The organism is Micromonospora matsumotoense, from assembly GCF_900091525.1.
GTDB lineage: Bacteria > Actinomycetota > Actinomycetes > Mycobacteriales > Micromonosporaceae > Micromonospora > Micromonospora matsumotoensis.
The window spans coordinates 27347-41081 of record NZ_FMCU01000010.1; the positions used below are offsets into that span (position 1 = coordinate 27347).

Sequence of the window (13735 nt, forward strand, 5' to 3'; positions counted from 1 at the left end):
GTGCGCCGGTCAGGTGAGATGGTGCACGGCGCGGGTCAGGAAGTCGCCCAGGGCGGCAGGGGAGTCGATGGTGAGGTCGGCGGCCTCGGCGACCTCGCGACCGGTCTCCGGGTTGGCCACCGCCACGCAGACGCCGAGGAATCCGGGGTCGGCGGCGGACCGGGCGCGCAACGCCGCGAACGCCTTGATGTCGGAGACGTCGTCGCCGAAGTACCAGGCGCCACCGGCGTCCCGGACCACCTCGCCGATGACCAGCCCCTTGTCCCGGTCGACGGGCGGCTTGAGTTCCAGCACCATCCGACCCGCCTGCACCCTGAGTCCGAGCCGCTCGGCCTGCGCCCGGCCCCACTGTTCGACCGCCGGGCCGAGTTGCTGGGCGGTACGCCAGTGCAGCGCCACGCTCAGCCGTTTGAACTCCACCAGCGCCCCGGGGGGCAGTTCGGCGCGGGCCAGGTCGGCCAGCTTGGCCATGGTCGGCACCCAGGGCAGCGCGGCGGGTTCGGTGACGGTCGCGCCGCCGGAGTGGCTGTGCTCCAGGCCGTAGAGGCCGTAGAGGTCGATCCCGGTGAGGCCGCCCAGGTGGTCGCGGAGGAAGTCGACGGGGCGGGCGGAGACGATCGCCACCCGCTGCATCACCGGGGCGAGTGCCTCCAGCGCGGCGAGCACCTTGGGTGCGGGTCGCACTGCGGTGGGATCGTCGTCGACCGGCGCGAGGGTGCCGTCGAAGTCGAAGAAGAGGACGGTGTCGGCGGCCCGCTCGGCGGTGGTACGCCAGGCGTGCTCAGCATCCAGCGGGGTCGGTGGCTGCTGGTTACCCAGATTCAACGGCGGCACGCGCGACAGCGTACCCCGGGGACGGTGGCTGATTCGTGGCTTCGGAGTGGCTTCTTGACACCGCCGGAAGTGTGCTGTCGGTGAATGGTCCTCAGCGCTCGGCGGCTCCCCGACCGCGCCGCCCCAGCGGCACCACTGTGGCCTCCCTACCCTGGTTGAGCAGGTAACCCTCGACGAAGCCGGTGTTCCGGTCGCCGGTGCGGGCCTCGATCTCGTTGAGCCGCGCCACCAGGAAGTCGGTGAGTGCGCTGACCCGGTCGTTGAGTCGGTCGTGCAGTTCGGCGACCACCGCCAGGACGACTGCGGTGCCGGCCACGGTGAGGGCGAAGAGGTTGACGACCAGCGGAATCTGCCCGCCCGGCCGCACGCCGACCACCAGGTTCGCGGTCACGCACGCGGTCAGGGAGACTGCCGCGACCACGACTGCCATCCATTTCAGGGTCATGGACAGACCCCTCCTTCTGTCCCGCAGGGCTGAGTTCGGCCTTGTCCCGTCCCCCGCCGACGACGAGCCCAAGCAGTACGGATACGGACGCTAGCGTGCCCGCTGCGGCCCCGGAGCGAAACGATCCGGTCTGCTCAGGCGTTCTTTCGCCATCTGAGGAACTACCCGGCCTGCTCGCCTCCATTTCGGACATCGAGCGGAAGGGTAGGGCGGTATGCGAGATAACGAATGGTTTCTCGGATGTGGAACTTCTCCGCATCCGAGACGGCCGGGTCGACCAGGCGGCGTAGCAGTGCCTCGACGTCCGGGTCCATCGGGGGCGTGTTCGCGGCACCCCGGGGGGCGGCGGTCCGGTCCCAGCCGAGGGCGGCGAAGGCGGCGGCGGGGTTGAGGCCGAGTCCCTCACAGAACGCCACCACCCGTTCCGCCTCCGGGTCGCTGGCCCAGTCGCCGCGGACCCATCGGTTGATCGTCTGTCGGGAGACGCCGGTGCGGCGGGAGACCTCGGTGCCGGTCCAGGCCCGCATGGCCCGGGCGTCGTCGAGCGCCCGGCGAACGAAGGTGGCGAATGCGATCTTCCGGGCGGGGGCGGTCTCGGTCACCCCGTGACGGTACGACCGCAGCGCCCGTCCAGGCTGCCCGGGGCGGATCTTTGTCACGCATATGAGACGTGCTCACTGTGCTGCCCGTCGGGGGGCGGGCCGCTGTCTCAAGGGTGTTTACCTGGGCATAATAGCCGCTTTGGAGGTCGGAGGGAACCGGACGAAAAGCTGATACTGTCACGCTCATGGGACATTCTACGGTGTGTCACGTGCTTGAGACGATCAGTGCTCACCGGCGCCACGCATCCGGTGCGAGGGGGACGCGGTGACCGAACTCGCGACCCGTGCCCAGGCCTTCGGCCTGATCGCGGAGGGGGTCGCCGCGGGGCTGAGCGCACCCTGGCGGCTCTACCTCGCCCGCGGTTGCCGTTACCTGTCATTGAGCGTCGGCGACCGGGACGAGTGGAACTCCTGGCGGACGCATCTCGGCTGCCCGGAGATGAGCGTCCGGGTCTACGACGCCGGCGGTGAGATCAGGCGGTCCTCGATGGCCGAGGTGGTGCTGGACGGCTGCCGGATCAGCGTGGAACTGGTCGAGGAGGTCAGCACCGAGGACCTGGAGCGGTTGCTGGTCGTCGATCCGAGCCCGGCCGAGCCGGAGGACCGGTGATCCGGCCGACGCGGCCCGCCGGAGCCGCCCGATGAGCCCCCTCCTCGCGTTGTTCCTCGTCCTCGTCCTGGGCGCGACCAGCTATGCCGCCGGGCGGTTGCACGGTCAGCTCAGTTACCGGATCGGCTACCGCTTCGGTTACCGACAGGGCTACTTCGACGGGGACCGGGGTGCCTGGAACCGCCGTCGGCGTGACGCCCAGGCCGTGCTCGCCTCGGCGTTCGCCACCCCGGCCGGGCCGGCTCCGGCTGCGGGACTTCCCGCCCCGCCGGTCCGCCAGGGCACCACCTACGCCGGCTCCTCGTTCGCCGCCCCGCCGGGCCCGGTCGCCGGTCGGCACCCGACCGGCACGCTGGTCCGCCGGTCGGGCTGAACCGCAGGAGCCCGCCTTCGTCGGTACGTCGTCCACGGCGGGCGCGTACCGGTGGGACCGGTGACGCGGTCCCGCCGGCCGGGATGCGCGCAGGGGGCTGGCATCCCGGCCGGTCCGTCGTGGGCCGCCGCCGGGGGAGATCCTTGTCCGCCCTCTAGCCGAGGCGGCCCGGCGCCGCTAGCGTCTAGGCATGACCCGGGGTTCTCCCGGGTCAGCCGGCCGCCCGGATCTGCGACCTCGCACACGGGGTTCCGCATCCGACCCCGTGTCACCGGGCACCGGAGGAGGCGGAACGCGGATGGCGGATGCCCGTCCGTCGGAGCAGGCCTGTGACGACTCGCCGTACGCCCGCCGGTGTCGACCAGATCCCGGCCGCGACTGCCACGACCCGCCGAGCCACCCGGAGCCGCCGTACGACGGCCGCTGCTCCGCCCGGCCCCGAGGAGCCCGGACCAACCGGCCAGGTATTCGTCCTGGACACGTCGGTGCTCCTCTCCGACCCGGCGGCCTTCCACCGCTTCGCCGAGCACGAGGTGGTCCTGCCCCTCGTGGTGATCTCGGAGCTGGAAGGTAAGCGGCACCACCCGGAGCTGGGCTGGTTCGCCCGCCAGTCCCTGCGGATGCTCGACGAGCTGCGGGTCCGGCACGGTCGGCTGGACCATCCGGTGCCCGCGAACGAGTCCGGTGGCACGCTCAAGGTGGAGCTGAACCACTCGGACGACGGGGTTCTCCCCCCGGGCTTCCGCAACGAGTCCAACGACGCCCGCATCCTGTCGGTGGCCCTGAACCTGGCCGCCGAGGGGCGGGAGGTGACCCTGGTCAGCAAGGACATGCCGCTGCGGGTCAAGGCCGCCTCGGTGGGCCTGCGGGCCGACGAGTACCGGCACGGGCAGGCCAGCGATCCGACCTGGACGGGGATGGCCGAGCTGGAGTTGGCGGAGGACGAGATCGGCCGGCTCTACGCCGGGGACTGCCTCGACCTGGACGCCGCCGCCGGCCTGTCCTGCCACACCGGCCTGGTGTTGCACTCCACCCGTGGGTCGGCCCTGGGCCGGGTGCTGCCCGACAAGACGGTCCGGCTGGTCCGCGGCGACCGGGAGGCGTTCGGGGTGCACGGCCGGTCGGCCGAGCAGCGGATCGCGCTGGACCTGCTGCTGGACGAGTCGATCGGGATCGTGTCGCTGGGCGGCCGGGCCGGCACCGGCAAGTCGGCGCTGGCGCTCTGCGCCGGGCTGGAGGCGGTGATGGAGCGCCGCCGGCACAAGAAGGTGGTGGTCTTCCGCCCGCTCTACGCCGTGGGCGGCCAGGAGTTGGGTTACCTGCCCGGTTCGGAGTCGGAGAAGATGTCGCCCTGGGCGCAGGCAGTCTTCGACACCCTCGGCGCGGTGGTGCACGAGAACGTGCTGGAGGAGGTCACCTCGCGGGGCATCCTGGAGGTCCTTCCGCTGACCCACATCCGGGGCCGGAGCCTGCACGACGCCTTCGTCATCGTCGACGAGGCGCAGTCGTTGGAGCGGGGCGTGCTGCTCACCGTGCTGTCCCGGATCGGGCAGGGCTCGCGGGTGGTGCTCACCCACGACGTCGCCCAGCGGGACAACCTGCGGGTGGGTCGGCACGACGGGGTGACCGCGGTGATCGAGGCGTTGAAGGGGCATCCGCTCTTCGCGCACGTCACGCTGAACCGGTCCGAGCGGTCGCCGATCGCGGCGATGGTGACGGATCTGTTGGAGGACATCCCGGGCTGAGGTGTCCGGGGCGGGGGTCCGCCCCTCATCGTCCGCATTCACTTTGTGGCGCAGGTCACAATTTGCGTGCCGGGTTTCCCATCAGCCTCACTGTGCGCGATGGTGTCCCACGAGCGCCCACGTCCCGGTGGGGTCATTGGTGAACGTTCGTCCCATCCTCGGACGAGCCGCCGCCCCCGCCGGAACGTCGGTGGCGACCGGCTGAGGTCGGGGCGCTCGTGGCACGACCGCGCCCGTTCCGGGTCGGTCCGCGCCGCGTCCTTGCCCCCGACGAAGGGATACTTCGTGAGTCGGCTGTGGAGCCGGTTCGGTGCCCGTACGGCCGCTGTCGCGCTGCTCTCCGTGGGCGTTGCCGGCGGTTTCTATCTGGGCGAAGACCGGGAAACCCAGCAACAGGGCCTGACCGCGCAGGTCGGCCTCCAGGTCGACCAGGCCGAGTACGACTACCAGCGCGATCGGCAGGCCGACCACCGGCGGGATTCCGCGAAGCAGCGGTCCGCCGAGTACCAGGCGAGGCTGCGGGCCGCCGCGGCGGCCAAGGAGGCCGCCCAGCGGGCCAAGGCAGCCGAGGCTGCGGCGGCGTCGCGCAAGAAGGAGCGTGAGGCCGAGGCCAAGGCCAAGGAGGAGGACAGCAAGCTCAAGGCGTTCGCCGGCCCGATCCCCGCCTCGTGCAGTTCCTACAGCGGTCACCGCAAGACCGGCTGCGCGATGCTCCTGAGGGAGGGCTTCAAGATCGACCAGATGCCCTGCCTGGACAAGCTCTGGACCAAGGAGAGTGGCTGGAACCCCAAGGCCAGCAACTCCTCGTCCGGCGCGTACGGCATCCCGCAGGCGGTGCCGGGCACCAAGATGAGCTCGGTCGCCAGCGACTGGAAGACCAACCCGGCCACGCAGATCAAGTGGGGTCTCGGTTACATCGAGGGTCGGTACGACAACCCGTGCGGAGCCTGGGCCAAGAGTCAGAGTTCCGGCTGGTACTGATCGACGAGCAGGACGGCGGGGCGGGTGGGCGACCACCCGCCCCGCCGTCGTCGTCGCCCCGACGGTGCGGGACGCGGGTGGCGGTTCCCGCGGAATGCTGATAGCCATGGTGGGGTGACCCTGCACCCCACGGGCGGCGACCCCGACCGGTTCGGCACCGAGGCGTTCTATGCCTCCCTCGGCCGGGCCTTCGTCGCCATGTGCGCGGTGGTGCCGTTCCTCTTTCTCGTCGAGGCCCTGGACCAGGGGCTCGGCTTCGGGCTCGACGTGGCCGCCGGCATCATCCCGCACCGCATCCAGGGGCTCGACGGGGTCTTCTTCTCCCCGTTCCTGCACCACGGCTTCGACCACCTCTACAGCAACAGCATCCCGCTGATCCTGCTCGGCACCTTCGTGCTGGCCGCCGGTGTCCGCCGGTTCCTCTGGTCCACCCTGGTCATCATCCTGGTCAGCGGGCTCGGCGTCTGGTTCACCGGTTCGCCCGACTCGGTGGTCGTCGGGGCGAGCGGGGTGATCTTCGGCTACCTCGGCCTGCTGCTCACCCGGGGCATCGTCGAACGCAGTTGGTGGAACTTCGCGGTGGTGCTGCTGGTCGGCCTGCTCTACGGCTGGCAACTGCTCGGCATCCTGCCCACCGACGAGCGGATCTCCTGGCAGGGGCACCTGTTCGGGCTGCTCGGCGGGGTGGTCGCGGCGGTCCTGTTCCGGCGTCGTCGCCCGTACGACCCGTACGGGGAGTACCGGGTGGAGTCCACGCTGACGTCCTGAGCGGGACGACCCGCCCGGCACGCGGCCGAAGCCGGGACATGCTTGCCCGAGCGGGGTGCCGGGCCTACCGTCGGCAGCAGCACGCGTTGATCGCCAGCGGAAAGCGACGGTACGCCCATGCGCGAGGTCGATGTCGCCGTGATCGGAGCCGGCCCGGTGGGGCTGTTCGCCGCGTACTACGCGGGCTTCCGGGGCCTGTCGGTGGCGGTGGTCGACGCGCTGCCCGAGCCGGGCGGGCAGATCACCGCCATGTATCCGGAGAAGTTGATCCTCGACGTCGCCGGCTTCCCCGCCGTCAAGGGTCGGGACCTGGTGGCCAACCTGGTCGCCCAGGCCGCGCCCTACCGCCCGGAATACCTGCTCGGCACCCGGGCCGAGAAGCTCGCCCACCTCGACGGCCGACCGGTGCTGGGTCTGGCCGGCGGGGAGCAGTTGCGCTGCGGCGCGGTGGTGGTCACCGGCGGGCTGGGCAGCTTCGCCCCGCGCCCGCTGCCGGTCGCGGACAGCTTCCTCGGTGGCGGGATCGTCTACTTCGTACCGGACCCGGCCGCGCTCGCCGGTCGGGACGTGCTGATCGTGGGTGGCGGCGACTCCGCGTTCGACTGGGCGGCGACCCTGCAACCGCTGGCCCGCTCGGTGACCCTGGTGCACCGCCGGGAACGGTTCCGGGCGCACGCGGGCACGGTGGCCCGGGTGCTGTCCCTGCCGGTGCGGGTCGTGGTCAACGCCGAGGTGACCCGGTTGCACGGCGACGACACGGTGACCGCCGCCGAGATCACCGTACGGGGTGGTGCGGCGGAGACCCTGCCGGTCGACACGGTGGTCGCGGCGCTCGGCTTCACCGCCGACCTGGGTCCGCTGGCCGAGTGGGGGCTGCGGCTGGACCGGCGGCACATCGTGGTGGACAGCGCGATGGCGACCAACCTGCCCCGGGTCTATGCCGCCGGTGACATCACCGAGTACCCGGGCAAGGTACGGCTGATCGCCACCGGCTTCGGCGAGGCCGCCACCGCCGTCAACAACGCCGCCGTGGCCATCGACCCGGCGGCCCACCTCTTTCCGGGGCACTCCTCCGACGCCGGCTGACCCGCCGCCCATACCCGTGGCGACCCGGTGCCGGCTGGTCTGCTGCGCGAGCCGGGGACGGTCGGGTCCGCTGCGCGAGCCGGGGACGGTCGGCGTCCCCCGGATGCCGTCATGACACCAGGCTCGGGAGTGGGCGCCCGGCGTGGCGAACCGCCCGGCACCGGCGTTCCGGCACCGGCGTTCCGGCACCGGCCCCGCACCAGCCCGGCCCGGCTGTCCGGCTCGAATCGGGTCGGGTCGGGTCGGGTCGGGTCAGGGTAGGCCGATGAGGTCGGCCATCAGCGCGGTCTGGTGGTCGAAGTAGGCGTCCCGGTGGGGCAGGACCGGGTCGAGGCGGCCGAAGAGGTCGAAGCTGATCAGCCCGAAGAGCTGGGTCCAGCCGGCCATGCCCCGGGCCAGCAGGGGCGCGGGCAGGCCGGGGAAGAGGCCGGCGGCGATCTCGGCGAGGTCGGCGCGGACCGGCGCGGGCAGGTCGTCGTCGGGTGGGGTGAGCCGGCCGTCGGCTACCCCGTCGCGCAGGATGCCGATCAGGGTCAGCGGCGGGCGCTGGGCGGGGAGCACGGTGTCGACCGGAGCGGCGTACCCGGGGACGGGGCTGCCGTAGAGCAGCGCGTACTCGGCGGGGTGCGCCAGCGCCCAGGCACGGGCGGCCCGGCATGCGGCGTGCCAGCGGCCGCGCAGGTCGGCCCGGTCGGCGGTGGCGTCGGCGGTCTCCACCGCGTCACCGAGCGCGTGGTACGCCTCGATGATCAGCGCGGTGAGCAGGTCGTCGCGGCTGGGGAAGTAACGGTAGATCGCGGACGAGACCATGCCCATGTCCCGGGCGACCGCCCGCAGCGAGAGGTCGGCGCCGTCGGTGGCGAGGTGGCGGCGGGCCACCGCCTTGATCTCGTCGATCATCTCGGCGCGGACCCGGGCGCGGATCGAGGAAGCGGGCATGACTCCACTGTGCCACGGATCAGAGCGGCAATCAAAAGAGAGAGCACTGCTCTTGACGGCTGGTCGGTCGTCGGTCATGCTGGAGGCAGCTCAACGAGAGCAGTGCTCTCTATTTAGTCTCTCGCTCTGAAGGGTGTTCCCATGTCGCTACACGTGATCGTCGGTGCCGGTCCGGTCGGCACCGCCACCGCCCGCCACCTCGCCGAGCAGGGCGAACAGGTCCGGCTCGTCACCCGGCGGGGCAGCGGCCCCGTCGACCCGGCGATCGAGCGGGTCGCCGCCGACGCCGCCGCCGACGCCGACCGGCTGACCGCCCTCACCAAGGGCGCGGTGGCCCTCTACAACTGCGCCAACCCCGCCTACCACCGGTGGGCCACCGACTGGCCACCACTGGCCGCCGCGTTGCTCACCACCGCCGGGCGCACCGGCGCGGTGCTCGCCACCGTCGGCTGCCTCTACGGGTACGGCCCCGTCGACGCGCCGATGACCGAGGACACCCCGCTCGCCGCCACCGGCACCAAGGGGCGGGTCCGCAACCGGATGTGGACCGACGCGCTCGCCGCCCACCGCGCCGGCCGGGCCCGGATCACCGAGGTACGCGGCTCCGACTACCTCGGTGCCGACGGCACCTCCCTGCCGATGCTGATGCTGCCGAAGGTGCTCGCCGGGCAACGGGTCCTCCTGCCGGTGAACTGGGACGCTCCGCACACCTGGACGTACATCGGGGACGTGGTGCGCACCCTGGTCGCCGCCGCCACCGACGAGCGGGCCTGGGGGCGGGCCTGGCACGTGCCCAGCAACCCGGCCGTCAGCACCCGCGAGCTGGCGGGCCGGGCGGCGGCCCTGGCCGACGCCCCCACGCCGAGGCTGATCCGGATGCCCTACCCGCTGCTCTGGCTCGGTGGCGTGACCGACCCGTTCGCCCGCGAGCTGCGGGAGACCGCGCACCAGTTCGCCCGGCCCTTCGTGATGGACTCGACCCGGGCCACCGAGACCCTGGGCGTCACCCCGACCCCGCTGGACGAGGCGCTGGCCACGACCGTCCGCACCCTTGCCGTGTCGCGCCGCACTCCGGCGGCGACGGGCGCGGGCCGCTGACGGCCCGCACCGGCCGCGGGGCGGGTCAGCGGCGGGGTGCCGGCCCGAGCGCCGCGACCAGCACCGCGATCAGGGTGAGCGCCGCGCCCGCCAGGGTGGCCGGGCCCGGGTGCGACGCCGCCGTCGGCAGCACCACGTCCAGCACGACGGCCCCGACGACCTGACCGGCGATGGTGGCGAGCCCCAGCAGCAGCACCCCGGTGAACCGCACGAGCGCCGCCGCGACAGTGATGAAGACGATGCCGATCGGGCCACCCAGATAGAGCCACGGCTCGGTCGGCAGCGCGCCACCGGGGCCACCCCGGACCGCCACCTCCACGCCGAAGGCGACAAGCAGGGCCGCCGTACCGACCGCGAAGTTGACCAGGGTGGCGGTGAGCGCGCTGCCCGAGGCCGCCCGGACCAGACCGTTGACCGCCTGCTGCCAGGCCAGGCCCAGCCCGGCCAGCAGCGGCAGCAGGGCCAGCACCAGGGCACCCGGGTTGCCCAGCCGGTCACCGACGGCCAACAACACGGCCAGCACGGTCAGCACCGCGCCGGCCAGCCGGGCGACGGTCACCGGCTGCCGCCCGCCCGGCCCGATCCCCGCCCGGTCCACGGCCAGGCTGCTGGCCGACTGCCCGGCGACCACCGCCACCGTGAAGACCGCCACGCCGAGCACGCCGATGGTGAGCCCCTGGGTGGCGACCAGGAACGCCCCGCACACCCCGCCTAACAACTGCCAGGGGCGCAGCGCGCCGGAGCGCAGCGACCCGCGCAGCTCGGCCAGCCCGCGCCGCCCACCGGGCAGTGCGGGGACCAGCACCAACAACACCAGCAGCCCGAGACCGAACGAGACCACCGCCGCCGCGATCCCGTCGGCCAGGCGTACGCCCAGCTCGCCGTTGATCCGGGACTGGACGGCCACCCCGACGCCGGCGACGGTCGCCAACCCGATCCCGGCGATCCGGCGGGAGGTGGGCAGGACGGGGGGAACCGCGGTGTCGGTCGCGGTCATTCCTGCTCTGCCAGGGGCCTGCCGTCGAAGTCCACCGCCGAATAGAGGGCCAGCTTCTCCAACCGGTGGTACGAGTCGATCACCCGGATCGTGCCGCTCTTGGACCGCATCACGATCGACTGGGTGTACGCCCCGCCGGCCTGGTAACGCACCCCGCGCAGCAGGTCGCCGGAGGTGACCCCGGTCGCCACGAAGAAGCAGTTGTCCCCGGTGACCAGGTCGTCGGTGCCGAGCACCCGGTCCAGGTCGTGCCCGGCGGCGAGCGCCTTCTCCCGCTCCTGCGGGTCGCGCGGCCAGAGCTTGGCCTGCATCGCCCCGCCCATGCACTTGAGCGCGCACGCGGAGATGATCCCCTCCGGGGTGCCGCCGATGCCCATCAGCACGTCGACGCCCGACTCGCCCCGGGCGGCGGCGATCGACCCGGCGATGTCCCCGTCGGAGATGAACCGGATGCCCGCCCCGGTCCGCCGGATCTCGTCGACCAGGTCCTCGTGCCGGGACCGGTCCAGCACGCAGACGGTGACCTCGGCGACGTCGGTGCCCTTGACCTTGGCGATCCGCCGGATGTTCTCCGTCGGCCCGGCCTCGATGTCCACCACGTCGGCGTACGCCGGGCCGACGGCCAGCTTCTCCATGTAGAAGACGGCGCTCGGGTCGAACATCGCCCCGCGCTCGGAGACGGCCAGCACCGCGAGCGCGTTGGGCATGCCCTTGCTCATCAGCGTGGTGCCGTCGACCGGGTCCACCGCCACGTCCACCTCGGGTCCGCTGCCGTCGCCGACCTCCTCACCGTTGAACAGCATCGGCGCGTTGTCCTTCTCGCCCTCGCCGATCACCACGATGCCGCGCATCTGGATCGAGTTGATCAGCTTGCGCATGGCGTCGACGGCTGCCCCGTCGCCACCCTCCTTGTCGCCCCGGCCGACCCACCGGCCGGCGGCCATCGCCGCGGCCTCGGTGACCCGGACCAGGTCGAGAGCGAGGTTGCGGTCGAGATCCTGCGGGACCCGCGTCCTGGTGTTCGTCATGGCGGCTTCCTCCTCGCGACGGTGCGGGGTGGACCGGCAGGGGCTGCGCTCGCCACTGCCAGTTTTGTCGCTGATCCTCACACGATGCCAGGTCCGGCGGCGGGGCGGGGCGATGGTGGGCGGGATCGCCCCTCCGGGCGGCTGCCAGAATGGGCCGGTGGAGCCCGCACAGCCTGCCGACCGCGTACCCGCCGATCCGACCCCGCCGGACGGCCGGCCGCCGCTGCCCCCGACCGCCGAGCCGGTCGCCGGCGTCGCACCCGCCGAGGGGCCGGCAGCCGCGTCCGCGCCTGCCGGCGGGACCGCCCCGGTGACCGACGGCGATCCCGAGCCGGCGTTGGTCGCGGCGGCGGCGGCGGACGAGCGGGCGGCGGACGAGCCGGCCGGCGAGCGGGCGGCGGTGGTGCGTGCCGGCCGGGCGGAGAAGTCCCGCTCCGAGCGTTCGCCGAAGGACATGGCGTTGTCGCTGCTGGTGCTGCTGGTGCCGATCGCCCTGCTGCTCGCCTTCTACCGGGGCTTCCTCGGTGGCGAGCAGCCGACCACCGTCGACGCCGCCCCCGCCTACGAGCAGGCCCGCGCCGCGAACGTCTTCCCGGTCGCCGAGCCGACCGGGCTCGGCTCCGGCTGGCGTACGGTCAGCGCCAGCTTCCGTACCGTGGACGACGGGGCGAACCTGCGGGTGGGCTATCTCACTCCGGAAGGGCGGGGCGCCCAACTGGTGCAGAGCAACGTGCCGCCGGAGCGGCTGCTGCCCGCCGAGTTGACCGCCGAGGGGCAGCCGCAGGGACCGGCCGACCTGGGCGGGGCGAACTGGCAGCGGTACACCGGGCGGGGCAACGAGCAGGCCCTGGTGTTGCTCACACCGAACCGTACGGTGATCGTGGTCGGCGACGCCCGGGACAACGAGCTGCGCGAACTGGCCGGCGCACTGCGCTGACCAGGGCCGGCGTGCCTGCGTCGAGCGCGCCCGGTGGCGCGTCGGTCACGGCGTGCGGTGCGCCGCCGGCCAGGAAGTGTGCGGCGGTATGCAGCGGAGTGGATTGCGGAAGGCGACGCGCGGGAACAGAAGGGACGCGACCCCGGGTCCGGCGCGACCGGGTGGGGATCGCGCGCCACGCGGGAAGCGTCACGCCCGCGACGCCACGCCTCCGGCACCCGCCGGGGGTCGGACGACCCGACTGGAGAGCCTGACGTGACCATTCGACGTTTCAGCACGGCGGTCTTCGCCGCAGCGCTGCTCACCCCCGGCCTGGCTGCCTGCAACAACTCCGGGAGCGGCGAGGCGGGGGCCTCCGCATCCCCGACGGTCTCCGGCAGCGCCGCCCCGGGCAGCGCCTCGCCCGGCACCTCCGAGGCCAAGCAGGCCCTGCTGAACTCCACCAACGAGATCCGCAACGGCAACTTCCGGTTCACCATGACCGGGGTGGGCTCCACCGCCGAGGGGCAGGTGCACCAGCCCAGCCAGAGCGCCCAGATGAAGGTGAGCATCGGTGACGCGTCCTCGGATCTGATGATGAACCTGGACCTGATCCACGCCAAGCCGGACAGCTGGGTCAAGCTGGACCTGGGCGGCAAGTCCGCCAGCAGCATCCCCGGTGCGCAGAAGCTCAGCCTGGGCAAGTACCAGCACCTCGACCAGACCCGGATCAAGGGCAACAAGTCGCTCGGCTTCGACTTCGAGAAGGTCGACCCGGCCGGCAGCGCCGTGCTGACCCAGGGCATCACCGAGGTCCGGCAGACCGGTGAGGGCAGCTACGCCGGCACCCTGGACGTGTCGAAGGCCGCCGAGGCCGGTTCCGTCGACCCGACGGTGATCACCGCGCTGGGTGCCCAGGCGCAGTCGGTGCCGTTCACCGCGAAGCTGGACCCGCAGGGCCGGCTCAGCGAGCTGGTGGTCCAGATCCCGGCCGCCGGCCAGAGCGCCGCGCAGGACATCAAGATCACCTACTCCGACTACGGGAACGCCGCCGCCGCCCAGAAGCCCTCCGCCGACCAGGTGGTCGAGGCCCCGCAGGAGCTGTACAACCTGTTCAACTGAAGCCACGGAGACCGATGGCGGGGTGGCCCGGGTGGGCCCTCCGCCATCCTCGTCTCCACCCGGCCACGGGCTGCGGCGGCCGGCCCCGGAGTCACCGGCGGCCCGGCATCCGTCGGGTGGCAGTCGACAGCACGGCATCGACCGGGGCAGCCCGTCGTCGCCGGCCGCACGGTACCCGGTCGGGAAATGTC

The 13735-nt window shown here is 72.7% G+C and carries 15 protein-coding genes; 9 read left to right on the forward strand and 6 right to left on the reverse strand.

The features are described 5' to 3' along the window. Positions 1-9 precede the first annotated feature (9 nt). From otsB to GA0070216_RS19885, 3 genes are all read right to left on the reverse strand, one after another. Entirely contained in the window at positions 10-834 is an 825-nt protein-coding gene (gene otsB, locus GA0070216_RS19875) for a trehalose-phosphatase (protein ID WP_091248076.1), read from the reverse strand. Between the two features lie 91 nt (positions 835-925). Then, positions 926-1279, reverse strand: a complete 354-nt coding sequence (locus GA0070216_RS19880; RefSeq protein WP_091248080.1) for a hypothetical protein — start codon at positions 1277-1279, stop codon at positions 926-928. Positions 1280-1440: 161 nt separating this feature from the next. Beyond that, positions 1441-1881, reverse strand: a complete 441-nt coding sequence (locus GA0070216_RS19885) for an XRE family transcriptional regulator (protein ID WP_091248084.1) — start codon at positions 1879-1881, stop codon at positions 1441-1443. A 265-nt stretch (positions 1882-2146) separates the two neighbouring features. Here GA0070216_RS19885 and GA0070216_RS19890 point away from each other — a divergent pair, with 265 nt between their 5' ends. The 6 genes from GA0070216_RS19890 to GA0070216_RS19915 all read left to right on the forward strand — a co-directional run bounded on the left by GA0070216_RS19890 (position 2147) and on the right by GA0070216_RS19915 (position 7444). After that, on the forward strand, positions 2147-2491 hold the full coding sequence (locus GA0070216_RS19890) for a hypothetical protein (protein WP_091248086.1): 345 nt from the start codon (positions 2147-2149) through the stop codon (positions 2489-2491). A 31-nt stretch (positions 2492-2522) separates the two neighbouring features. Beyond that, entirely contained in the window at positions 2523-2864 is a 342-nt protein-coding gene (locus GA0070216_RS19895; RefSeq protein ID WP_091248090.1) for a hypothetical protein, read from the forward strand. 329 nt (positions 2865-3193) lie between these two features. Beyond that, on the forward strand, positions 3194-4609 hold the full coding sequence (gene phoH2 / locus GA0070216_RS19900) for an RNA 5'-3' helicase PhoH2 (protein WP_091248094.1): 1416 nt from the start codon (positions 3194-3196) through the stop codon (positions 4607-4609). Positions 4610-4894: 285 nt separating this feature from the next. Further along, positions 4895-5590, forward strand: coding sequence for an aggregation-promoting factor C-terminal-like domain-containing protein (locus tag GA0070216_RS19905; RefSeq protein WP_091248097.1), 696 nt, complete (start codon positions 4895-4897; stop codon positions 5588-5590). A 114-nt stretch (positions 5591-5704) separates the two neighbouring features. Further along, on the forward strand, positions 5705-6358 hold the full coding sequence (locus GA0070216_RS19910) for a rhomboid family intramembrane serine protease (RefSeq protein ID WP_091248100.1): 654 nt from the start codon (positions 5705-5707) through the stop codon (positions 6356-6358). Between the two features lie 117 nt (positions 6359-6475). Next, complete coding sequence (locus tag GA0070216_RS19915; RefSeq protein ID WP_091248105.1) at positions 6476-7444, forward strand: NAD(P)/FAD-dependent oxidoreductase; 969 nt, start codon at positions 6476-6478, stop codon at positions 7442-7444. A gap of 252 nt (positions 7445-7696) precedes the next feature. Here GA0070216_RS19915 and GA0070216_RS19920 read toward each other — a convergent pair whose 3' ends face one another. Further along, positions 7697-8383 (reverse strand): TetR/AcrR family transcriptional regulator, encoded by a 687-nt coding sequence (locus tag GA0070216_RS19920; RefSeq protein WP_091248109.1) that lies wholly within the window; start codon positions 8381-8383, stop codon positions 7697-7699. A 141-nt stretch (positions 8384-8524) separates the two neighbouring features. On the opposite strand from GA0070216_RS19920, the gene GA0070216_RS19925 reads away from it, so the two are divergent. After that, a complete protein-coding gene (locus GA0070216_RS19925) occupies positions 8525-9481 on the forward strand; it encodes an NAD-dependent epimerase/dehydratase family protein (RefSeq protein ID WP_091248113.1) in 957 nt (318 codons plus the stop codon). A 25-nt stretch (positions 9482-9506) separates the two neighbouring features. Here the strand turns inward: GA0070216_RS19925 and GA0070216_RS19930 are convergent, their stop codons facing one another. Further along, positions 9507-10478: a DMT family transporter gene (locus GA0070216_RS19930; RefSeq protein WP_091248116.1), complete on the reverse strand. Its 972-nt coding sequence runs from the start codon at positions 10476-10478 to the stop codon at positions 9507-9509. After that, positions 10475-11506, reverse strand: coding sequence for a class II fructose-bisphosphatase (glpX, locus tag GA0070216_RS19935; protein ID WP_091248117.1), 1032 nt, complete (start codon positions 11504-11506; stop codon positions 10475-10477). Before glpX ends, GA0070216_RS19930 begins: the two co-directional genes overlap by 4 nt. 157 nt (positions 11507-11663) lie before the next feature. Here glpX and GA0070216_RS19940 point away from each other — a divergent pair, with 157 nt between their 5' ends. Further along, positions 11664-12443 carry a DUF4245 domain-containing protein gene (locus GA0070216_RS19940; protein ID WP_091248584.1) on the forward strand — a complete coding sequence of 260 codons (780 nt, stop codon included), beginning with the start codon at positions 11664-11666 and terminating at the stop codon, positions 12441-12443. Between the two features lie 255 nt (positions 12444-12698). Next, on the forward strand, positions 12699-13544 hold the full coding sequence (locus tag GA0070216_RS19945; RefSeq protein WP_091248120.1) for a hypothetical protein: 846 nt from the start codon (positions 12699-12701) through the stop codon (positions 13542-13544). Positions 13545-13735: the final 191 nt, after the last annotated feature.